18 protein-coding genes are annotated in these 22,351 nt (G+C 67.1%); 13 read left to right on the top strand and 5 right to left on the bottom strand.

Translation table 11 applies throughout. The features are described from left to right. Window positions 1-209: 209 nt before the first annotated feature. From dnaE to sbcB, 5 genes are all read left to right on the top strand, one after another. Window positions 210-3,743, top strand: a complete 3,534-nt coding sequence (gene dnaE / locus DTS01S_RS08250) for a DNA polymerase III subunit alpha (protein ID WP_017404787.1) — start codon at window positions 210-212, stop codon at window positions 3,741-3,743. Between the two features lie 133 nt (window positions 3,744-3,876). Then, a complete protein-coding gene (gene clpS, locus DTS01S_RS08245) occupies window positions 3,877-4,254 on the top strand; it encodes an ATP-dependent Clp protease adapter ClpS (protein ID WP_016454840.1) in 378 nt (125 codons plus the stop codon). Between the two features lie 63 nt (window positions 4,255-4,317). Beyond that, entirely contained in the window at window positions 4,318-6,654 is a 2,337-nt protein-coding gene (gene clpA, locus DTS01S_RS08240) for an ATP-dependent Clp protease ATP-binding subunit ClpA (RefSeq protein ID WP_017404789.1), read from the top strand. Between the two features lie 83 nt (window positions 6,655-6,737). Next, the gene (gene cls, locus DTS01S_RS08235; protein WP_017404790.1) at window positions 6,738-8,192 is read left to right on the top strand and encodes a cardiolipin synthase; all 1,455 of its coding nucleotides are present in this window, start codon (window positions 6,738-6,740) and stop codon (window positions 8,190-8,192) included. A gap of 37 nt (window positions 8,193-8,229) precedes the next feature. Beyond that, window positions 8,230-9,669: an exodeoxyribonuclease I gene (gene sbcB / locus DTS01S_RS08230; protein ID WP_017404791.1), complete on the top strand. Its 1,440-nt coding sequence runs from the start codon at window positions 8,230-8,232 to the stop codon at window positions 9,667-9,669. A 133-nt stretch (window positions 9,670-9,802) separates the two neighbouring features. Here the strand turns inward: sbcB and DTS01S_RS08225 are convergent, their stop codons facing one another. After that, the gene (locus DTS01S_RS08225; protein ID WP_017404792.1) at window positions 9,803-11,032 is read right to left on the bottom strand and encodes a nucleoside recognition domain-containing protein; all 1,230 of its coding nucleotides are present in this window, start codon (window positions 11,030-11,032) and stop codon (window positions 9,803-9,805) included. A gap of 148 nt (window positions 11,033-11,180) precedes the next feature. On the opposite strand from DTS01S_RS08225, the gene DTS01S_RS08220 reads away from it, so the two are divergent. After that, a complete protein-coding gene (locus DTS01S_RS08220; RefSeq protein WP_017404793.1) occupies window positions 11,181-11,576 on the top strand; it encodes a VOC family protein in 396 nt (131 codons plus the stop codon). Window positions 11,577-11,595: 19 nt separating this feature from the next. Here DTS01S_RS08220 and tam read toward each other — a convergent pair whose 3' ends face one another. After that, window positions 11,596-12,369, bottom strand: a complete 774-nt coding sequence (gene tam, locus DTS01S_RS08215; RefSeq protein ID WP_026062216.1) for a trans-aconitate 2-methyltransferase — start codon at window positions 12,367-12,369, stop codon at window positions 11,596-11,598. Between the two features lie 107 nt (window positions 12,370-12,476). Here tam and DTS01S_RS08210 point away from each other — a divergent pair, with 107 nt between their 5' ends. Beyond that, window positions 12,477-13,385 (top strand): LysR family transcriptional regulator, encoded by a 909-nt coding sequence (locus tag DTS01S_RS08210; RefSeq protein ID WP_189354043.1) that lies wholly within the window; start codon window positions 12,477-12,479, stop codon window positions 13,383-13,385. Between the two features lie 9 nt (window positions 13,386-13,394). Here the strand turns inward: DTS01S_RS08210 and DTS01S_RS08205 are convergent, their stop codons facing one another. Further along, entirely contained in the window at window positions 13,395-14,312 is a 918-nt protein-coding gene (locus tag DTS01S_RS08205) for a LysR family transcriptional regulator (RefSeq protein WP_016446874.1), read from the bottom strand. 75 nt (window positions 14,313-14,387) lie between these two features. Between DTS01S_RS08205 and DTS01S_RS08200 the strand changes: the two genes are divergently transcribed. From DTS01S_RS08200 to DTS01S_RS08180, 5 genes are all read left to right on the top strand, one after another. Beyond that, window positions 14,388-15,257 carry an HpcH/HpaI aldolase/citrate lyase family protein gene (locus DTS01S_RS08200; protein ID WP_017404795.1) on the top strand — a complete coding sequence of 290 codons (870 nt, stop codon included), beginning with the start codon at window positions 14,388-14,390 and terminating at the stop codon, window positions 15,255-15,257. 81 nt (window positions 15,258-15,338) lie between these two features. Then, the gene (locus DTS01S_RS08195) at window positions 15,339-16,343 is read left to right on the top strand and encodes a tripartite tricarboxylate transporter substrate binding protein (RefSeq protein ID WP_017404796.1); all 1,005 of its coding nucleotides are present in this window, start codon (window positions 15,339-15,341) and stop codon (window positions 16,341-16,343) included. A gap of 58 nt (window positions 16,344-16,401) precedes the next feature. Beyond that, window positions 16,402-17,565 (top strand): CoA transferase, encoded by a 1,164-nt coding sequence (locus tag DTS01S_RS08190; RefSeq protein ID WP_017404797.1) that lies wholly within the window; start codon window positions 16,402-16,404, stop codon window positions 17,563-17,565. Beyond that, entirely contained in the window at window positions 17,565-18,410 is an 846-nt protein-coding gene (locus DTS01S_RS08185) for an amidohydrolase family protein (protein ID WP_017404798.1), read from the top strand. The genes DTS01S_RS08190 and DTS01S_RS08185 overlap by 1 nt, the downstream gene beginning before the upstream one ends. Before the next feature lie 63 nt (window positions 18,411-18,473). After that, window positions 18,474-19,466 carry a tripartite tricarboxylate transporter substrate binding protein gene (locus DTS01S_RS08180; RefSeq protein ID WP_082774886.1) on the top strand — a complete coding sequence of 331 codons (993 nt, stop codon included), beginning with the start codon at window positions 18,474-18,476 and terminating at the stop codon, window positions 19,464-19,466. 20 nt (window positions 19,467-19,486) lie between these two features. On the opposite strand, the gene DTS01S_RS08175 is transcribed toward DTS01S_RS08180, so the two are convergent. Then, window positions 19,487-20,629 carry a PQQ-dependent sugar dehydrogenase gene (locus tag DTS01S_RS08175; RefSeq protein WP_017404799.1) on the bottom strand — a complete coding sequence of 381 codons (1,143 nt, stop codon included), beginning with the start codon at window positions 20,627-20,629 and terminating at the stop codon, window positions 19,487-19,489. A 275-nt stretch (window positions 20,630-20,904) separates the two neighbouring features. On the opposite strand from DTS01S_RS08175, the gene DTS01S_RS08170 reads away from it, so the two are divergent. Then, window positions 20,905-21,606 (top strand): YebC/PmpR family DNA-binding transcriptional regulator, encoded by a 702-nt coding sequence (locus tag DTS01S_RS08170; protein WP_016446881.1) that lies wholly within the window; start codon window positions 20,905-20,907, stop codon window positions 21,604-21,606. Between the two features lie 81 nt (window positions 21,607-21,687). On the opposite strand, the gene upp is transcribed toward DTS01S_RS08170, so the two are convergent. Next, window positions 21,688-22,317 (bottom strand): uracil phosphoribosyltransferase, encoded by a 630-nt coding sequence (gene upp, locus DTS01S_RS08165; protein ID WP_012205354.1) that lies wholly within the window; start codon window positions 22,315-22,317, stop codon window positions 21,688-21,690. Window positions 22,318-22,351 lie beyond the last annotated feature (34 nt).

The raw sequence follows: 22,351 nt of genomic DNA, 5'->3' as shown, positions 1-22,351 counted from the left end.
GGACGTTTCTCGGGCAATCGAAGGGCGGTGAGAGGGTTGGCGGGCAGGGACGCGGGCCGCGCTGAGGGGCCGCATGAAGCCTGATTTTCCCGCAACCGGGCCGAGGCATTGTAACGGCCTGCGATGCCCGCCCCGCAGGCGGGGGCGGCGGCAAAGGCATGGCCGCGAACGGGTCCCGGCATTGCGGAGCTTTCTACAATGGCGCCCATATGTTTGTCCATTTGCGCCTGCACACCGAATTTTCCGTCGTGGACGGAACCAACCGCATCAACGCCATCGTCAAGGCCGCCGCCGAGGATGGGCAGGTCGCACTGGCCGTCACAGACTTCAACAACCTGTTTGGCGGCGTCAAGTTCTATCGCGAAGGCCGGGCCAAGGGCGTCAAGCCCGTGCTGGGCGCGGAAATCCAGATCGAGGGCGAAAACGGCGCCGCGATCTCGCGCATCATCGTGCTGGTGCAAAGCCCGCTGGGCTACCACAACCTGTCCGAGCTGCTGGCCCGGGGCTGGACCCGCAATGTGGTCAAGGGCCAGGCCGTGCACACATGGGCCTGGCTGCAGGAGCTGGGCGAAGGTCTGATCGTGCTGGCCGGCGCCCAGGCCGGCCCGGTGGGCCAGGCACTGATGCGCGGTGACGAGGCCGGCGCAGCAGCCGTCGCCCAGCGGCTGGCGAGCATGTTCCCGCACCGCTTCTTCATCGAGCTGCAGCGCGCAGGCCGGCCTGACGACGAAGCCCATGTGCTGGCCGCCGTGCAACTGGCCGATCGCCTGAACCTGCCCGTGGTCGCCACGCACCCCATACAGTTCTTCGGCCCCGACGACTACGAAGCGCACGAGGCGCGCGTGTGCATCGCCGAGGGCGAGATCCTGGCCAACCCCAAGCGTGTGCGCCGCTTCACGCGCGACCAGCATTTCAAGACCGTCGCGCAGATGCAGGCGCTGTTCGCCGACATTCCCAGCGCCATCGCCAACACCGTGGAAATCGCGCGTCGCTGCAGCCTGACGCTGGTGCTGGGCAAGCCGCAGCTGCCCAACTTCCCCGTGCCCGAAGGCATGACCATGGACGAGTTCTTCCGCCAGGAGTCCTTTGCGGGACTGGAGGAACGCCTGGTCCATCTCTATCCCGACCCCGCCAAGCGCGAGGCCCAGCGCGAACGCTATGTCGAGCGACTGGAGTTCGAGATCGGCACCATCCTCAAGATGGGCTTTCCGGGCTACTTCCTCATCGTGGGTGACTTCATCAAGTGGGCCAAGCTCAACGGCTGTCCCGTGGGTCCGGGCCGCGGATCGGGCGCCGGCTCGCTGGTGGCCTACGTGCTCAAGATCACGGACCTGGACCCGCTGGAATACAACCTGCTGTTCGAGCGTTTCCTCAATCCCGAGCGTGTGTCCATGCCCGACTTCGACGTGGACTTCTGCCAGGCCAACCGCGACCGCGTCATCGACTATGTGAAGCAGCTGTACGGCCGCGACGCCGTCAGCCAGATCGCCACCTTCGGCACCATGGCCGCGCGCGCGGCCATCCGCGACGTGGGCCGCGTGCTGGACATGAGCTACACCTTCTGCGATGGCATCTCCAAGCTCATTCCCAACAAGCCTGGCCTGCACGTCACGCTCAAGTACCCGCCCAACCCCAAGAAGGAGGGCGACAAGTACACCTACGCCATCGAGGCCGAGCCCATGTTGGCCGAGCGCATCGACAAAGAAGAAGACGTCAAGACACTGATTGAAATGGCCCAGAAGCTCGAAGGCATGACACGCAACATCGGCATGCACGCGGGCGGCGTGGTGATTGCCCCGGGCAAGCTGGCCGATTTCTGCCCGCTGTACCAGCAGCCGGGCAGCGACTCGGCCGTGGCCATGTACGACAAGGACGATGTGGAGGCCGTGGGCCTGGTGAAGTTCGACTTTCTGGGCCTGGCCACGCTGACCATCCTGGAGATTGCGCGCGAGTTCATCATCAAGCGCCACAAGGGCCAGGAGAACTTCGCATTCGAGAACATCCCGCTGGACGATGCGCGCACCTACCAGCTGTTTTCCGAGGGCAAGACCGAGGCCGTGTTCCAGTTTGAATCGCGCGGCATGCAGGGCATGCTGCGCGACGCCAAGCCCAGCCGGCTGGAAGACCTGATCGCCCTGAACGCCCTGTACCGCCCGGGACCCATGGACCTGATTCCCAGCTTCGTGGCGCGCAAGCACGGCAAGGAAGTGGTGGAGTATCCGCATCCGCTGGTCGAAAAGGTGCTGGCCGAAACCTACGGGATCATGGTCTACCAGGAGCAGGTGATGCAGACGGCCCAGGTGCTGGGCGGCTACTCGCTGGGCGGCGCCGACCTCTTGCGCCGTGCCATGGGCAAAAAGAAGGTCGAGGAAATGGTCATGCACCGCGGGATCTTCCGCGAGGGCGCGGCCAAGCAGGGCATCAGCGAGGAAAAGGCCGACGAGGTCTTCGACCTGATGGAGAAGTTCGCGGGCTACGGCTTCAACAAGTCGCACGCCGCCGCCTACTCGCTGCTGGCCTATCACACGGCCTGGCTGAAGGTGCACTACACGGCCGAGTTCTACTGCGGGAACATGACCGTGGAAATGGACAACACCGACAAGCTCAAGGTGCTGTACGAAGACGCGCTCAAGATGGGCATCAGCTTCGAGCCGCCGGATGTCAACCGCGGCATGTACCGCTTCGAGCCCGTCACCGACAAGGTCATACGCTATGGCCTGGGTGCCATCAAGGGCACGGGCCAGCAGGCCATCGAGGCCATCATCGCGGCCCGTGAAGGCCGCGGTGTGGGCCCGCGCGGCGCTGACAAGGGGCCGTTCAAGAGCCTGGCCGACTTCTGCGTGCGCGTGGACCGCACGCGCCTGAACAAGCGCACGCTGGAAGCCCTGATCAAGGGCGGTGCCTTCGATGCCATCGAACTGAACCGCGCGGCCCTGGTGGCCTCCATCGACCATGCCTTCGAGTTCGCCAACAAGACGCTGGCCAATGCCAACCAGGGCGGGCTGTTCGACATGATGGGCGAGGACGCCGTGGGCTCCAGCACCCAGGAGCCGCCCCTGGCCGATGCCTTGCCCTGGGGCGTGAAGGAGAGGCTGACCCAGGAAAAGACCGCCGTGGGCTTTTACCTGTCGGGCCATCTGTTCGACGAGGTCGAAAAGGAGGTGCGCCGCTTCGTGCGCACGCCGCTGGCCGAGCTGCGCGACAGCCGCGAGCCCCAGACCCTGGCCGGCATCATCAGCGACTTCCGCGCCATCAATGGCCAGCGCGGGCGGCTGGGCCTGTTCAAGATCGATGACGGCTCGGGCGTGATCGAGGCCTCGGTGGACGAGAACACGCTCAATACCTATCGCGATCTGCTCAAGGACGACGAATTCGTCGTCATCACCGGGCGCCTGCAGCTGGACCACTTCAGCGGTGGCCTGCGCATGAAGGCACAGCAGCTGTTCAACCTGGCCGATGCGCGCTGCCGCTTCGCGCGCTACCTGCAGGTCAGCGTGGGCGAGAAGATGCCCGACGTGGTCGGCCTGCTGCGCCAGTTTCCCGCCGTGGTGGAGCAGGGTGAGCATGGCGAGCTGCAGCGCGGCATGAAAGTGCGCCTGGGACTGGTCTGCGAGGACGAGCGCGGCTCGGCCAGCTGCGAGCTGGCCCTGGGCGACGGCAGCCGCTTCTATCCCAGCGACGCAGCCCTGGCCGCCTGGTATGCCCAGGCGGGCAGCGCCCAGGTCAAGGTGGTCTACGAATGACGCGCAAGGTGGCGCAGCGCCCGGTGGCGGCAGACAGGCACTGCTTTGGTGCGTGCTGGCCAGCCCGGGCAGGCGCCGCGCTTGAATTCTTCAGGCACGCCTCGCATATCCCTTCCGGAAAACAGTGGCTCCGATGGCTAGAATGATTTTCATGGCAACCCAACCCCCTTCGACCCCTCCTGCCATTCCCACAGTGCGGCCCGTGTCCGATGACGACGGCGCCGTGGTGCTGGAGCGGCGGCGCCAGCGCGTGCAGCCGCCGCAGATGTACCAGGTCGTGATGCTCAACGATGACTTCACGCCCATGGAATTCGTCATCATCGTCCTGCAGGAACTCTTCGGCAAGGACCGCGAAACGGCCACCCAGATCATGCTCAAGATCCATCTCGACGGCCGCGGCGTCTGCGGCGTGTACTCGCGCGATGTGGCGGCCACCAAGGTCGAGCAGGTGCTGCAGGCCGCCCAGAAAGCGGGCCATCCGTTGCAGGCCATGTTCGAGCCTGTTGAATAAACCCGGGCCGCCCTGATTTATGGTTGCAGTCAATAATCCCCAGCAAGCGAAAAGGAGTCATCAATGATCGCCCAGGAACTGGAAGTCAGCTTGCACATGGCCTTTGTCGAAGCACGCCAGCAGCGCCACGAGTTCATCACCGTGGAACACCTGCTGCTGGCCCTGCTGGACAACCCCAGTGCAGCGGAAGTGCTGCGCGCCTGCTCAGCCAACATCGATGACCTGCGCTCGGCCCTGTCCAACTTCATCAAGGACAACACGCCCCAGGTCGCGGGCACCGACGAAGTGGACACGCAGCCCACGCTGGGTTTCCAGCGTGTGATTCAGCGCGCCATCATGCATGTGCAATCGACCGGCAACGGCAAGAAGGAAGTCACGGGCGCCAACGTGCTCGTGGCCATCTTCGGTGAAAAGGACTCGCATGCCGTCTACTACCTGCACCAGCAGGGCGTGACGCGCCTGGACGTTGTCAATTTCATCGCCCACGGCATCAAGAAGGGCGAGCCGCCCGAGCCTGCGAAGGCGGAGAACCCTGCGGAATCCGAAGAGGGTGCCGGTGGCGAACGCAACGAAAAGGCTTCGCCCCTGGAGCAGTTCACGCTGAACCTCAACCAGGCGGCCAAGGACGGCAAGATCGATCCGCTGATCGGGCGCGACTACGAGGTCGAGCGCACCATCCAGATCCTGTGCCGCCGCCGCAAGAACAACCCGCTGCTGGTCGGCGAGGCCGGCGTGGGCAAGACCGCGATCGCCGAGGGCCTGGCCTGGCGCATCACCGAAGGCAAGGTGCCCGAGGTGCTGACCGAGGCCGTGGTCTATTCGCTGGACATGGGCGCGCTGCTGGCAGGCACCAAGTACCGTGGCGATTTCGAGCAGCGCCTCAAGGGCGTGCTCAAGTCGCTGAAGGACAAGCCCAACGCCATCCTGTTCATCGACGAGATCCACACGCTGATCGGCGCGGGCGCCGCTTCGGGCGGCACGCTGGACGCGTCCAACCTGCTCAAGCCGGCGCTGTCCAGCGGCCAGCTCAAGTGCATCGGCGCCACCACGTTCACCGAGTACCGCGGCATCTTCGAGAAGGACGCGGCCCTGTCGCGGCGCTTCCAGAAGGTGGATGTGGTCGAGCCCACGGTGGCCGAGACCGTTGACATCCTCAAGGGCCTGAAGTCGCGCTTCGAGGAACACCACAGCGTGCAGTACGCCGCTGCCGCCCTGCAGGCTGCGGCCGAGCTGTCGGCCAAGTACATCAATGACCGCCACCTGCCCGACAAGGCCATCGACGTGATCGACGAGGCCGGCGCCGCGCAGCGCATCATTCCGGTGGAGCAGCGCAAGCAGACCATCGACAAGGCCGAGATCGAGGCCATCGTGGCCAAGATCGCGCGCATTCCGCCTGCCAACGTGTCCAACGACGACCGCAGCAAGCTGCAGACGCTGGAGCGCGACCTCAAGAGCGTGGTCTTCGGCCAGGACAAGGCGCTGGAAGCGCTGGCCTCCTCGGTCAAGATGGCGCGCTCGGGCCTGGGCAAGCCGGACAAGCCGATCGGCTCCTTCCTGTTCTCGGGCCCCACCGGCGTGGGCAAGACGGAAGCGGCCAAGCAGCTGGCCTACATTTTGGGCGTGGACCTGATCCGCTTCGACATGTCGGAGTACATGGAGCGCCATGCCGTCAGCCGCCTGATCGGCGCGCCTCCGGGCTATGTGGGCTTTGACCAGGGCGGCCTGCTGACCGAGGCCGTGACCAAGAAGCCGCATTCGGTGCTGCTGCTCGACGAAATCGAGAAGGCGCATCCGGACATCTTCAACGTGCTGCTGCAGGTCATGGACCACGGCACGCTGACGGACAACAACGGGCGCAAGGCCGATTTCCGCAACGTGATCCTCATCATGACCACGAACGCGGGTGCAGAGACCATCAACAAGGCCTCGATCGGCTTCACCAACCCGCGCCAAGCCGGCGACGAAATGGGCGACATCAAGCGCCTGTTCACGCCGGAGTTCCGCAACCGTCTGGACGCCATCGTCAGCTTCAAGCCGCTGGACGAGCAGGTCATCCTGCGCGTGGTCGACAAGTTCCTGCTGCAGCTGGAGCAGCAGCTTGCCGAAAAGCGCGTGGAGGTCACCTTCACCGACGCGCTGCGCAAGCACCTGGCCAGGAAGGGCTTCGATCCGCTCATGGGCGCCCGTCCCATGCAGCGCCTGATCCAGGACACCATCCGGCGCTCGCTGGCCGACGAGCTGCTGTTCGGGCAGCTGGTCGACGGTGGCCGCCTGGAAGTGGACTGGGTGGCCGATGCCGACGATGCCGACAAGGGCGAAGTCAAGCTCGACATCACGCCCCAGCCCAAGCAGGACCCGGCTTCCGAGCCGGCCGAGCCCAAAGAGGCCACCGCCGACTGATGTGCATCGCCTGATGCCCATCGCGCAAGCCGACAGCCCCCCGGGCTGCCGGCTTTTTCTTTGATCCGCCCGAAGGAGTCTTTGTGGAGTGGCTTCGTCAGTACCTGACCCATGAGAATGCGCTGCTGCTGCTGTCGGTGACCTGGTCGGTCTATGTGGTGATCGTCGCGGTGTGGATCCTTTTGCAGCGCAGCGCACCCGTGGCCACGCTGAGCTGGCTGCTGTCCATGGCGGCGATTCCCGTGGGCGGGCTGGCCATCTACTATTTCTTCGGCCCGCAGCGGCTCAAGCGCCAGCGCATCAAGCGGCTGCGTGCGCGAAAGACATCGCGTGTGCGAACAGGCGTGCAGCGGCTGCGCGAGCGCATGCCCGGCAGTCCCGAGCGCCTGCACCAGGTCGCGCGTCTGGTGGCCGCCACCAGCGACTTTCCGGTGAGCACGGCCACCGACCTGCGGCTGCTGGTCGGTGGCGCGGCCACCTTCGACGCCATCATCGATGCGGTGAATGCCGCACGCCACCACATCCACCTCGAGTACTACATCTTCGAGCCCGACCAGACCGGCACGGCCCTGCGCGACCTGCTGATACAGCGGGCCCGCGCAGGCATACAGGTGCGCCTGCTGGTGGATGCCCTGGGCTCCAAGAAGCTGGGGCGGCGCTTTCTGCAGCCGCTGGAGGATGCGGGCGCCGAGGTCGCGCTGTTCCATGGCACCAAGATCGGCCGGCGGCTGCGCCCGGTCATCAACTTCCGCACCCACCGCAAGATCCTGGTGTGCGACGGCAAGGTGGGCTTCACGGGCGGCGTCAACGTGACCGACGAAGAGAACGCGCGTGTCATGCCCGATGCCTACCACGACGTGCACCTGCGCCTGGAGGGCGCCATCGTCAACTGGCTGCAGACCGTGTTCCTCGAGGACTGGGCCTACGCCCTCGAAAAGGACCCCAAGAGCGAGCCCGCCGACATCGACCTGCTGCTGCCGGACGCGCCCGAGGGCCCGCTGCCCGTGCAGGTCATCACCTCCGGCCCCGACAACGGCCTGCAGGCCATCTACCGCGCCCATCTTGCGGCCATCAACGCGGCCGAGGAGCGTGTCTGGCTGACCACGCCGTACTTCGTTCCCACGGAGGCCGCGCTGGCCGCGCTCACCAATGCATCGCTGCGCGGCGTGGATGTGCAGCTGCTGGTGCCGCGCCGCTCCGATTCGGCCCTTGTTACGGCGGCCGCGCGCTCCTACTACGACGAACTGATCCGCTGCGGCGTGCGCGTCTACGAATACAAGGCGCGCATGCTGCACTCCAAGACGCTGGTGGTGGACGGCAGCATCTCCATCATCGGCACGGCCAACTTCGACTACCGCAGCTTCTTCCTGAACTACGAAGTCTGCGCCATCGCCTACGGGCCCCAGCTCAATGGCGACCTGGCGCGCCAGTTCGAGCTGGACTTGGAGCAGGCGCAGCGCGTGCATTTCAAGCGCGACCTGGGCTTCGCACTGCGCCTGTTCGACTCCGGCGCGCGCCTTTGCTCACCCTTGCTGTGATGTCCGGACGCACTTTTTTCGCAGGCATACTCGCCCGATGGCCCATACCTTCTTCTGGCACGACTACGAGACCTTCGGCGCCCAGCCGCGCTATGACCGGCCCGCGCAATTCGCGGGCATCCGCACGGATGCGGAACTCAATGAAATCGGCGAGCCCGTCATGTGGTATTGCCAGCCGGCAGGCGACTACCTGCCCGATCCGCAGTCCTGCCTGATCACCGGCATCACGCCCCAGCAATGCCTGGAGCAGGGCATGCCCGAGGCCCAGTTCGCCGCCCGCATCGAGGCAGAACTGGCCCAGGCCGGCACCGTGGGCGTGGGCTACAACACCATCCGTTTTGACGACGAGATCACGCGCTTCATGTTCTGGCGCAACCTCATCGACCCCTATGCGCGCGAATGGCAAAACGGCTGCGGGCGCTGGGATCTGCTCGACGTGGTGCGCATGGTCTATGCGCTGCGCCCAGAAGGCATTGTCTGGCCGAAAAAGGAGGATGGATCTCCAAGCTTCAAGCTCGAGGACCTGGCCCGCGCCAACGGCCTGCTGCACGAGAAGGCGCACGATGCCCTGTCCGACGTGCGTGCCACCATCGGGCTGGCCCGATTGATCCGCAAGGTCCAGCCCAGATTGTTCGACTTCGCCTTCTCGCTGCACAAGAAGGACCGTGTGCTGCAGGAAATGGGCCTGCCGGCCGAGCCGGCGCATGCCAGGCCCTTCCTGCACGTCAGCGGCATGATCCGGCCCGAGCGCGGCTGCATCGCCGTCATGTGGCCGCTGGCCACGCACCCCACCAACAAGAACGAGATCATCTGCTGGGATCTGGCGCAGGACCCGTCCGAGCTGGCCTCCATCGACGTGGACACGCTGCGCCTGCGCCTGTTCTCGCGCGCGGCCGACCTGCCCGAAGGCATGCAGCGCCTGCCCATCAAGAGCATCCACGTCAACAAGTCGCCCATGGTGGTCGGCAGCCTCAAGACGCTGAGCCCGGCCATGGCCGCGCAATGGGGCATCGATGTGGAGCAGTGCATGGGCCATGCGGCCATTGCACGGGACCTGCCCGACATGAGCGCGCTGTGGCGTGCCGTTCACCAGCGCCCTGCGCAGGAAGGGCTGGATGCCGACCAGGACCTGTACGGCGGTTTCGTGGGCAATGAGGACCGGCGCCGCCTGAACCACCTGCGCAGCCTGTCCGCGCAGGAGCTGGCGCTGGACCGCACGGGCTTCGACGATGCACGCCTGACCGAGCTGCTGTTCCGCTACCGCGCCCGCAATTTCCCCGCCAGCCTGAACCCGGCCGAGCGCCAGCGCTGGCTGCAGCACTGCGCGGCCTGCCTGATCGAAGGCAAGGGCGGCGCACGCACGGCCGAGCAGATGTTTGCCATGGTCGATCAGCTATCGGAAACTGCCGACGAGCGCGGCGAGGAGATCCTGGGGGCGCTGTATGACTATGCCGAGGCGATCATGCCGGAACTTTAGTTCCCCCTGAGCCGCTGCGCGGCTTCTCCCGAGAGGTGCGACACCCTCGCGGCGGGGCGGCCGGCGTAGGCACTTGCTCGGTCTTCCTCGCCTTGGGCCGCGTCGGCTTCAGGCGCAGCGCCCATTTGTGCCTTCAGCCAAAGAACTTGTAGCAGACCACGATGGCCGCCACCACGCCGGCCAGTTCGGCGATGAGGGCGCAGGGCACGGCGTGGCGGGCACGCTGTATGCCCACGGCGCCGAAGTAGACGGCCAGGACGTAGAAGGTGGTTTCGGTGCTGCCCTGGATGGTGGCGGCCACCAGGGCGGCGAAGCTGTCCACGCCCTGGGTCTGCATGGTCTCGATCAGCATGGCGCGCGCCGCGCTGCCCGAGAAGGGTTTGACCAGGGCCGTGGGCAGGGCGTCCACGAAGCGGGCGTCCATGCCCATGGCATCGACCACCCAGCGTATGCCCGACAGCGCATACTCCAGCGCGCCCGATGCGCGGAACACGCCCACGGCGCAGAGCATGGCCACCAGGTAGGGCAGCAGGCCCTTGGCCACGTCAAAGCCTTCCTTGGCGCCCTCGATGAAGCTGTCGTAGACCGCGACCTTGCGCCAGGCGCCCAGGGTGACGAACAGCACGATCAGGGCAAACAGCGTCAGGTTGCCCAGCAGCGATGACAGCTGGGCCAGTGCGGCCGCCGACAGCGTGGCCAGAAAGGCCATGAAGCCCGCCAGCGCCAGGCCCAGCGGCAGCAGATAGCCCAGCACCACGGGGCTCCACAGCGGCAGCCTCTGCACGGCGGCCACGGCCAGCAGGCCGACCAGGGTCGAGGCCGAGGTGGCCAGCAAGATCGGCAGAAAGACCAGGGTGGGATCGGGCGCACCCTGCTGCATGCGGTACATGAAGATGGTCACGGGCAGCAAGGTCAGCGACGACGCATTGAGCACCAGGAACAGGATCTGCGCATTGGTGGCGGTGTCGGGCCGGGGATTGAGCTCCTGCAGCGAGCGCATGGCCTTCAGGCCCATGGGCGTGGCCGCGTTGTCCAGTCCCAGCCCGTTGGCCGCGAAGTTCAGCGTGATCAGGCCCAGGGCCGGATGGCCGCGCGGCACCTCGGGCATGAGCCTGGCGAACAACGGGCCCAGCACGCGCGCCAGCCACTCCACCACGCCGGCCTTCTCTGCGATGCGCAGAAAGCCCAGCCACAGCGTCAGCGTGCCGAACAGCAGCACCATGACCTCGACCGACAGCCTGGCCATGGCAAACAGCGCCTGCACCATGGCCGAGAAAATCCCGGCCTGGCCACCGACCAGCCATTGGGCCAGCGCAGCCACGGCCGCCACCAGAAAAAAGCCCAGCCACAAGGCATTCAGCATGGATTCCCGTCCCTCACGAGGCAATTGCAAGCCGCCATTGTGGGGCCAGCCGCAGGGCTTACGGGCCAGGGCGGCAGGGCATTGACAGGGCTCCGTTATCCTCGCGGCCCCGCGGTCCGAGGACCGCACCATTGCTGCAAAGGATTCCATGCCCCAGGTGATAGGACAGGTGAGCGTCGCCGTGCGCGACTATGACGAGGCGCTGCGCTTTTATGTGGGCGCGCTGGGCTTCGTGCTGATCGAGGACGCCGCCCTGTCCGAGGGCAAGCGCTGGGTCACCGTGGCTCCCGGTGGCGGCGGTGTGCGCCTGCTGCTGGCCCGCGCCACGAATGAGGAACAGGCCGCGCGCGTGGGCAACCAGGCGGGCGGGCGCGTGTTCCTGTTCCTGCAGACAGACGACTGCCTGCGCGACTTCGAGGCCTACCGCTCGCGCGGCGTGCGCTTTGTGCAGGATCCCCAGCGCAAGCCCCACGGCACCGTGGCCGTGTTCGAAGACCTCTACGGCAATCTGTGGGATCTCATCGAGTTGCATCCGGCGCGCTGAGGGCCGAAGGCGCGCTGCTTCAGCGGCTGGCCACGATGAACAGCCTGGGGAAGGGCAGCAGCACCGTGCCATCGTCCAGCGCGGGGTAGGCCTGGGAGATGGCCTGCAGATACGCTGCGTAGAAGCCGGCCTTTTGCTCCTCGTCCAGCGGCGCGACGAAGGGACGCAGCGCCGAACCCTTGAACCACTCAACCACCGCGGCATGGCCGCCCGCCAGCGGGTGGAAGTAGGTGGTGCGCCAGACATCGACGTTGCTGCAGTGCGGGCGAAGCAGGGCGTAGTAGAAGTCCGCGCTGTGACGTGCGGGGTGGCGCACATCGCCAATCGTGGCGGCCCAGGGGCCGCTGGCAGCCACTTCGCGCGCCAGCCGGTGGGCCGGTTCTTCCAGGTTGTCCGGTGTCTGCACGGCCAGGCTGCCACCGGGTGCCAGGTGGCTGACAAGGCGCGGGTAAAGCTGCTGGTGGTCGGGCAGCCACTGCAGCGAGGCATTGGCCAGGATCACGTCCTGCGGCTGGTCGGGCTGCCAGGTGGCGATGTCGGCCAGGCAGAAGGCCGTGCCCGGCAGCCGCTTGCGTGCGGCATCCAGCATGTCCTCGGAATTGTCCAGTCCCGTCACGGTGGCGCCGGGGAAGCGCTGGGCCAGGACCTCGGTGGAGTTGCCGGGGCCGCAGCCCAGGTCCACGGCCAGCCGCACGGCGTGGCCAGGCAGATCGGGAATGGCGGCCACCAGGTCGCGCACGGGGCGGGTGCGTTCCTGCTCGAACGTTGTGTACTGCTTTGCGGACCAGGTCATCGTGTTGCCTTTCAGGTAGGTGTGTTTGTGGGGCGCGAGCGTAAATCCGTCCATTCATGATTGCAAATGCCACAATCGAAGCCTTCCCATACCTTGAAAGTATTGATGTGCCCGAGCTTCGCCAACTGCGCGCCTTTGTCGCCATCGCCGAGGAAGGCCACATCACGCGTGCGGCCGAGCGCCTGGGCATGCAGCAGCCGCCGCTGACGCGATTGCTGCAGGGCCTTGAGCACGAATTGGGCGTGGAGCTGGTGCAGCGCCTGCCGCGCGGCGTGCGGCCCACGGCGGCGGGGCTGGCGCTGCTGGAAGAGGCCAGGGCGCTGCTTGCCCGCTCCGATGGGCTGGCCGAAGTGGTGGGCCGTGCCGCCCGCGGCGAGACGGGCCGGCTGGCCGTGGGTTTCACCAGCTCTGCCGCACTGCATCCCTTTGTGCCCGGCGTGCTGCGCATGTTCCGCCAGCAGGTGCCCGGCGTCGCGGTGGCGCTGGAGGAGGCGGGCACGGGCGAGCTCATGGATGCATTGCTGCAAGAGCGGCTGGACGCGGCCTTTGTGCGCTCGCCCCTGCATGGCAGCCAGGGGCTGCAGGCTGTGCCGATTCTGGAGGAGCCCATGCTGCTGGCCCTGCCTGCAGGGCATGCGCTGGCACGCCCATTGCGCCGGCCCGTGCCTTTGCCGCAGCTCGCCTCGGAGGATTTCGTGCTGTACCGGCGCAGGGTAGGGCAGGGCCTGTACGACGCCATTCTCAAGGCCTGCCTGGAGGCCGGTTTCAGCCCGCGCGTGGTGCAGGAGGCGCCGCGCATGACGGCGACGCTGAGCCTGGTCTCGGCAGGGCTGGGGCTGTCCATCGTGCCGGCCTCCATGCGGCGCCTGCGCAGCGACGGCATTGCCTACCGCACGCTGTCGCAATGCCCGGGGCTGGCCGCTCCGCTGCATCTGGCCACGCGCGTGGGCGATGCTTCTGCGGTGCTGCGCAGGTTCCAGGACCTGGTTGCCACGGCGGCCGTGGCGGAGTCCTGAAGGTGCGGACTATGGTGACCTGGTTGCTGCGCGTGCGGCAGCGCGAGGACCGCCGCGCTGCCTGACCACGGTGCGCGCGCATTCCACCAGCTTGTGGATCAGCGGCAGGCGTGCCGAAGAGCGCAGCCACATCACACCGAAGCGCCGCGACTGCGATTCCTCGGGCAGGGCCAGCCGCACCACGCCCTGGCCATCGGGCAGGTTCAGGGCCGTGTCGGGCACCAGGGAGACGCCCAGGCCCCTGTCCACCATCATGGCAATCGCCACCAGCGAGCTCAGTTCAAAGCGCTCCTGTGGAGCGATCTGCGCGGCGCGCAGGTAGCGCTCCACCATCTGGCCGCCGCCCAGGCTGCGGTCATAGCGGATCAGCGGCTGGGTGCGCAGCAGCGTGTGCGGGTCCAGGTGCGCCAGCTGGCGCGGCACCAGCAGCACCAGCGGCTCCTCGCGCAGCAGTGTCCAGTCGAAGGTCTTGGCCAGGGCGAACGAGGGGTGCAGGCAGACCGCCGCATCCAGCTCGCCCTGCCGCACGGCCTCGTACAGCTCGCGCGTGGTGGCCGACCGCAGGAACACCTTGGCGTCAGGGCACTTCTTCACGAAGCCGGCCAGGATGTCGGGCAGCAGGCTGTGCAGCGCCGTGTTGATGGTGCCTATGACCAGTTCCCCGGCCGTGCCTTCCTGGCTGACATGGGTCTTGGCATTGGCCAGTTCGCGCAGCAACTGCGGCGCGGATTGGGCCAGGCGGTGGCCGGCCGGGGTGGGCAGCACGGTGCGGCCTGCGCGGGCCAGCAGGGGTGCGTCGAACTCGCGCTCGAGGATGCGGATCTGCTGGGCCACGGCGGCGGCCGTGATATCCAGGCGCCGCGCGGCCTCGGCCATGGAGCCGGTCTCCACCACAAGCAGGAAGCTGTGCAGGTAGCTGGTTTCCATAAACAAAGAATTTGTGTGGTTTGAACAAATATTACATGTGTTTCTCTTGGCTTTCTGCCGCCCACAATGCGGGCCATGAGAAGCAAACTGTTTGTTCCCGCATCGCGTCCCGAGCTGTTCGCCAAGGCACTGGCCGGCGAGGCCGACGCGCTGTCCTTCGACCTGGAGGACGCGGTGGCCGAAGCCCGCAAGGACGAGGCGCGCGGCCTGCTGCGCAGCTTCCTGCTCAGCCCTGAAAGCCGGGGCCACGGCAAGACGCTGATCGTGCGTGTCAACGCCATGGATACGCCGCATTTCGGCGCCGACATCGCCGAGATGGTGCGCGACGGCGTGCACCTCATCAACCTGCCCAAGCCCGAGACCGTGCAGCAGGTGCGCGAGGCCGCACAGCGCATTGCCGAGGCGGCAGATGCCAACGGCGTGCCCCAGGCGCCTGGCCTGCTGCTCAACATCGAAACACCCCGCGCCCTGCGCTGCGCTGCCGAACTGGCCAGCGCCCACGCCAGCGTGGCCGGCCTGCAGATGGGGCTGGGCGACCTGTTCGAGCCCTTTGGCGTGAACCGGCGCGAGCCCGCCGCCATTGCCCAGGTGCTGCTTGCCGTGCGCATGGCCGCTGCCGAGGCAGGCATCTATGCCTATGACGGCGCCTTTGCCGACATCCGCGACAGCGACGGCTTCAGCGCCGAGGCGCGGCTGTCGCGCGGCCTGGGCTTTCTGGGCAAGACGTGCATACACCCCAGCCAGGTTGCGCTGGCCAATGCGGTCTACCAGCCGACCGAGCAGGAGATTTCCCACTCGCTGAAGGTGGTCCAGGCGGCCCGCGAGGCTGACGCCAATGCGCTGGGCGCCTATGTGGTGGACGGAAAGATGGTGGACAAGCCCTTTGTGCTGCGTGCCCAGGCCATCGTGGCTGCGGCGCATGCACAGGGGCTGCTGGTGGCCTGAATAGGGTTCTGGCATTCCGGTGTACCGGCGTCCTGCATGCCGGGCACCACAACGACAAGAAGCAGTACAGGAGACAAAGACATGAGCATTTCGCATTGCCGCACGCGGCGCAAGCTGGCGGCGCTGGCGGCCACGGCAACGGTGGCCACGCTGGCCGGGCTGGCTTCGCCGGGATTGATGGCGCAGGGCGCCTTCCCGTCCAAGGCCATCACCATGGTGGTTCCCTATCCGCCGGGAGGCTCCAACGATGTGTTCGCACGCCAGGTGGCCAAGGAAATGGGCGATCTGCTCAAGCAGACCGTGATCGTGGACAACCGGCCCGGTGCCAGCGGCAACACCGGCACGGCCTCGGTGGCCAAGGCGGCGGCAGACGGCTACACGCTGGTGGCGGTGTCGTCGAGCGTGACCACGAATGCCGCGGTGCAGGCCAAGATGCCCTTCGATCCCGTCAAGGACCTGGCGCCCGTGGCCATGTTTGCCAAGGGCCCGCTGGTGGTGGCCGTGAACAACGAATTCCCGGCCAGGACGCCGCAGGATCTGGTGCGCGCCATCAAGGCCAGCCCGGGCCAGTTCAACTACGCCACCTCGGGCACCGGCAGCATCAACCACTTCGCGACCGAGATGATGCGCTCCATGGTGCCGGGCATGGACATCATGCATGTGCCCTACAAGGGCCAGGGTCCGGCCGTGACCGATGTGATCGGCAACCAGGTGCAGATGCTGGTCTCCAGTGGCCCGTCCATCCTGCCCATGGTGCGCAACGGCAAGCTGCGCGCCATCGGCATCACCAGTCTCAAGCCCAGCCCCATTGCGCCGGACCTGACGCCCATGGCAACGGCCATCCCGGGCTACGAATTCGATCTGTGGTGGGGGCTGCTGGCGCCTGCGGGCACGCCAGCCGACATCGTGGACCGCCTCAACCAGGCCGTGAACCAGGTGCTGGCCAAGCCGACCATCCAGGCCAGCTTCCTGCGCGAAGGCGCCATTGCCAACCCCGTGACGCCGCAGCAGTTCGCACAGGTGATCCGCAGCGACGTGGCGCGCTGGAAGCAGCTCGCCAAGGACCGCAATATCCAGGCCGATTGAACCCGGCCGCTCGCGGGAGGCGCCCCAGGCGTTCCCGCTTCCCTATCAGGAGAAACGAATGAGTTTTGTGCCCGGTGAACGCCAGGGGCCGAAAGGCCCGCTCAGCGGCGTGCGCGTGCTGGACCTGAGCGCCTATATCGCGGGGCCGTATGGCTGCTCGCTGCTGGCGGACCAGGGCGCCGAGGTGATCAAGGTCGAGCCGCCCGTGGGCGACAACCTGCGCAAGTACCCGTCCACGCTGGAGGCCGAAAGCCGCGCCTTCCTGGGCGTGAACCGCAGCAAGTGGGGCATGGTGCTGGACCTGAAGAACGAGGCCGACCACGCCGTGCTGCTGCGCCTGGTGCGCGAGGCCGATGTGCTGGTCCACAACTTCCGGCCCGGCGTGCCCGAGCGGCTGGGCATCGGTTTTGCGCAGTTGGCCGCCATCAACCCACGCCTCGTCTATTGCAGCGTCACCGGCTACGGCAGCCGGGGTCCGCTCAAGGCCAAGGCGGGTTACGACCAGGTGCTGCAGACCATGACCGGGATGTGCGCCATGCAGGGCAAGGCTGGCGGGCCGCCCGAGATTCTCTACGGCTCCGTGGTGGACTACTACGCCTCGGCCCTGGTGGCGGGCGGCGTGTCGTCGGCGCTGTACGAGCGCGAGAAAAGCGGGCTGGGCCAGCATGTGGGCGTGTCGCTGCTGCGCGCGGCACTGACCATGCAGTCCGCACGCATGGTCTGGGCCGAGGGCGAGCCGCGCGAGGTAGGGCGCGACATGCGCTCCGGCGGCATCACGGGCATCCACCCGACGCGTGAAGGACATCTCTACATCTCGGCCAATACCGCACATTTCTGGGAGGCGCTGTGCCGCAAGCTGGGGCTGCCCGAGCTGGCCGGCGACGAGCGCTACGACTCCGTGCGCAAGCGCGCCCAGCACCGCGACGTGCTGGTGCCGCTGCTGCGCCAGGCATTGGCAGGGCGCAGCGCGCTGGAATGGGAGGCCTTGTTCGGTGAGGAAGTGCCCTGCGCGGCGGCGCGCACGGTGGAAGACATGTTCGACGACCCGCAGGTGCAGGCCGAGGGCATGGTCACCCGCTTCGAGCACCCGACCCTGGGCAGCTACCGGGGCTTTGCCGGCGCCGTGGAGTTCGACCGCACGCCCGGCCCGCCGGCCTTTGCCGCGCCCACGCTGGGCCAGCATACCGAGGCCCTGAAGGCCGCCGCGCAAGAGGGCTGTTGATGCAGGCACTGCCCGCAGGCGCCTGCGACGCCCATCTGCACGTCTTCGATCCGCGCTTTGGTACGCGTTTTTGGGCCGAGGCTCCGCAGGCCATGCGCGCCCATGCCACGGCGGCCGACTATGCGCAGCTGCGCGGCGCCATGGGGCTGGAGCGCGCCGTCATCGTCCAGCCGCGTGCGCATGGCACGGACAACCGGGCCACGCTGCACGCCATCCAGTCGCTGGGCGCAGCAAGCACGCGCGGCATTGCCGTAGTGCACCCCGAGATCACCGACGCCCAGTTGCAGGCGCTGCATGACGGCGGCATTCGCGGCATCCGCTTTTCGCTGCATACCGAGCACGATGCAGCCGTGCGGCTGGACATGCTGGAGCCGTTGGCCGAGCGCATTGCCGCGCTGGGCTGGCATGTGCAGCTGCACTGGCTGGCCAGCCAGATCGAGGCCCATGCGGCGCTGCTGCAGCGGCTGCCATGCACCCTGGTGTTCGACCACATGGCGCGGCTGGCTGACAGCACTGACGGCGCAGGCGTGCACCAGCCCGCCTTCGGTGTGGTCCGTGGGCTGGTGCAGCAGGGCAGGGCCTGGGTCAAGCTCTCGGGCCCGTATCTGAACAGCCGGGCGGGCCTGGCCGCAGGCTATGCCGACTGCGACGCGCTGGCGCAGGCCTGGGTGGCCGAGGCCCCGCAGCGCCTGGTCTGGGGCAGCGACTGGCCCCATGTCACCGAAGCTGCCCATCCGCCGCAGACCCCGATGCTGCTGGCCTTGTTGTCACGCTGGATTTCCGATGCGGCGCTGCGCGCCCGCGTGCTGGTGGACAACGCCGCCGAGCTGTACGGATTCGATTGAGGGCGCGGGGCACGCAAGCCTCGCAGCCCAGGTTTTCACCATGGAGCAACAGGAGACAGAAACGTGAAGAAGATCAAGACATTGCGGCCCGCCATGACGGTGCTGGCCTTGGGGCTGGGCCTGGGACTGGGACTTTTCCAGGGCACGCTGCATGCGGCCGACTATCCGGCCGCGCAGGCCATCACGGTCGTCGTGCCGTTCTCGGCCGGCGGCGGTGCGGACAATGCGGCGCGCATCATCGCCAAGGCGCTGGGCGAGGTCTCGGGCCAGACCGTGGTGGTGGACAACAAGGCCGGCGCCAGCGGCGCCATCGGCGCCGCCCTCGTGGCGCGTGCCAAGGCCGACGGCTATACGGTGCTGTATGACGCATCGTCCTTCGCCATCAACCCCGCGTTGCGCAAGCTGCCCTATGACCCGGCCAAGGACTTCATTGCCGTGTCCCAGGCCATCAGCGTGCCCAACATCCTCGTGGCGGCGCCGTCCTCGCCCTACAACAGCCTGGCCGACTTCATGAATGCCGCGCGGCAAAAGCCCGGCAGGCTCACCTATGCCTCCTACGGCCCGGGCAGCCTGGCCCAGATGGCGACGGAACTGCTCAAGGCAGACGCCAAGTTCGATGCCGTCCACGTTCCCTACAAGGGCGGGGCGCCCGCCATCGTCGATGTCATGGGCGGCCAGGTCGATGTGTACTTTGCCAACGCCGCCTCCAGCATCAACTATGTCAAGGGCGGCAAGCTCAAGGCGCTGGCCGTGTCCTCGGCCAAGCGCATGCCGGACCTGCCCGACGTGCCCACGGTGGCGGAAAGCGGCATCAAGGGCTTCGAGGTCACGGAGTGGAACGGCTTCTTCCTGCCCGCCGGCACCGCGCCCGAGACCGTGCAGAAGCTGCAGGACCTGGTGCAAAAGGCCCTGGCCCTGCCGGCCACGCGCGCCAGCCTGGAGAAACTGGGCCTGACGCCCGTGGGCAGTTCCTCCGCCGCCTTCACGGGCTTCGTGGCCGCCGAGCGCGAGCGCTGGGATGCCGTGGTCAAGGCCAACGGCATCACCGTGCAGTGAGCCGCCGCGCGTGACGGGACTCAGGGCGTGGCGGTGACGCGCAGCAACTGCCCGCCCTGGGCGTCCGTCAGCAGGTAAAGCCAGCCGTCCGGTCCCTGGCGCACATCGCGCACGCGCTGGCCCAGGCGCGGCAGCACCTGCTCGCTGGCCGTCACCTTGCCGGACCTGATCGTCAGGCGCTCCAGCCGCTGGAACTTGAGCGAGCCCACGACCAGCGATCCCTTCCATTGCGCCCCATACCGGTCACTGGTCACAAAGGCCATGCCTGAGGGGGCGATCGACGGCACCCAGTAGTGCAGCGGCTGCTCCATGCCCTCCTTGCGCGTGATGCCGGCGCCGATCTTGCCGCCGCCATAGTTCTCGCCGTAGGTGATCGCGGGCCAGCCGTAGTTCTTGCCGGGCTCGGGCCGGTTGACCTCGTCGCCGCCCTGCGGGCCGTGCTCATGCATCCACAGGCTGCCATCGGGCGCCAGCGCCGCGCCCTGGGCGTTGCGGTGGCCGTAGCTCCAGATCTCGGGCCAGGCATCCGCGCGGCCGACAAAGGGGTTGTCCCTGGGTACGCTGCCGTCCTTGGCAATGCGCACGATCTTGCCCAGGTGGCTTTGCAGGTTCTGGGCCTCTTCCTTGTAGCGCGAGCGCTCGCCCAGCGCCAGGAACAGCGTGCCATCGCTCTTGCCGTCCACCCTACGCTCCACGATGCGGCAGCCGAAATGCAATGCGCTAGCGTACCTGGGGCGCTGCGAGAACAGCATTTTCACCTGCTCCAGCCGGCTGGCATCGTCGGACAGCCGGGCGCTGGCCAGCGCCGTGCTGTTCTTGCCGCTGTCGGCGCCGCTGCCGGGCTCGGAGTAGCAGAAGTACAGCTGGCGGTTGCGCGCGAAGTCGCTGTCCAGCACCACGTCCAGCAGGCCGCCCTGGCCTGCGGCCTCCACGGCCGGAAGGCCCGCCAGGGGAGCGCCCAGCCTTCCGTCGCCCTGCACGATGCGCATGCGGCCCGGCCGCTCGGTCACCAGGTAGCGCCCATCCGGCAGGAAAGCCATGGCCCAGGGGTGCTCCAGGCCTTCGGCGACGATTTCTGTGGAGAGGTTGGGGCTGGCGGCCCACAGTGCGCCGGACAGGCCCAGGGTGCTGATGGCGAGGGCGGCGGATAGGGATGGCGGCATGCCGATGCTCCTGTGATGAGGGGACAAGACGGGAAGCCGGATGCACCGCAGTTGACGTCGGCGGCGGTGCAGCGCAGGCAGGGGGCTTCGCACAAGCCAGCATCATGCACGACGCCACCAGAGCCTGCGGCGACCTGTCAACCACTGCGCAAAAAGCCCGCGCAGCCACTTGCGCGGGTGTATAAACAGCGCTCTTTCGGCGCCGGGCCGGGTCCCTGCGGGGGCGGGCGGCGGCGCCTCCTACCCACCAGAGAATCCGCAAGGGAAAAGCAGCCATGGGCGCGCAATGGAAAGCAAAGGGCAAGGCGCTGGTCGCCGACGCCAAGGGAAAGCTGTTTGGCAAGCTTGTCAAGGAAATCATCGTCGCGGCGCGCGCCGGCGCCGATCCGGCAGGCAACTCGCGCCTGCGCATGGCGGTGGAAGCCGCACGCAAGGCCTCCATGCCCAAGGACACGCTCGAGCGTGCCATCAAGAAGGGCTCGGGCGTGGGTGCCGATGCCGTCAACTACGAGCGCGTGGTCTATGAAGGCTACGGCCCCAACCGCGTGCCGGTGATGATCGAGTGCCTGACCGACAACGTGAACCGCACGGCGCCCAACATGCGCGTGTGTTTCCGCAAGGGCCAGATGACGGCCGTGGCCTGGGACTTCGACCATGTGGGCATGATCGAAGGCGAGCCCGAAGGCGGCGCCGATGCCGAACTGGCCGCCATCGAGGCCGGTGCACAGGATTTCGAGCCCGGCGAGGAAGAGGGCACGACGCTGTTCATCACCGACCCCACCGACCTCGATACCGTGAGCAAGGCGCTGCCGGCCCAGGGCTTCAAGGTGCTGTCGGCCAAGCTGGGCTACAAGGCCAAGACGCCGGTCAGCATGGCCAGCCTGTCGGCTGAGCAGCAGGAGGAAGTGCAGGACTTCCTGGCCGGCATCGAGAACGACGATGACGTGCAGAACGTCTACGCGGGCCTGGTGGATTGATGACGCTGTCCCCGCTGCCAAGCAAAAAAGCCGCACATCGTGCGGCTTTTTTGTGGGTGCAGGCGCCCAGCGCCCGGCGGCTCACTTGGTGCCGAAGATTCGGTCGCCCGCGTCGCCCAGGCCCGGCAGGATGTAGCCGTGGGCGTCCAGCTGGCGGTCCACGGCGGCCGTGTAGATGTCCACGTCGGGATGGGCCTTCTGCATGGTGGCCACGCCTTCGGGCGCGGCCAGCAGGCACATGAACTTGATGGACTTCGGGTTCAGCTGCTTCAGGCGCGCCACGGCGGCGGCGGCCGAATTGCCCGTGGCCAGCATGGGATCGACGACCAGCACGTCGCGCTCTTCCATCTCGGAGGGCATTTTGAAGTAGTACTCGACGGGCTGCAGCGTCTCGGGGTCGCGGTACAGGCCGATGTGGCCGATGCGCGCGCCGGGCACGACGTTGAGCATGCCGTCGAGGAAACCGTTGCCGGCGCGCAGGATGGACACCAGCACCAGCTTCTTGCCGTCGATGACCTTGCCGGTCATGGTCTCCAGCGGGGTCTCGATCTCGATGTCCTGCAGCGGCATGTCACGCGTGATCTCGTAGGCCATCAGCGTGGACAGCTCGCCCAGCATGCGGCGGAAGCTGTTGGTGCTGGCTTCCTTGCGGCGCATCAGCGTGAGCTTGTGTTGGACCAGCGGGTGGTCGATCAGGTGCAGAGTACTCATGGTTTTCTTCTGGAAAAAAGGGCGCCGGTATTTT

The sequence above is a fragment of the Delftia tsuruhatensis NBRC 16741 genome (assembly GCF_001571325.1).
Taxonomy (GTDB): Bacteria; Pseudomonadota; Gammaproteobacteria; order Burkholderiales; family Burkholderiaceae_C; genus Comamonas; species Comamonas tsuruhatensis.
This window is presented reverse-complemented; position numbering and strand designations above follow the sequence as displayed.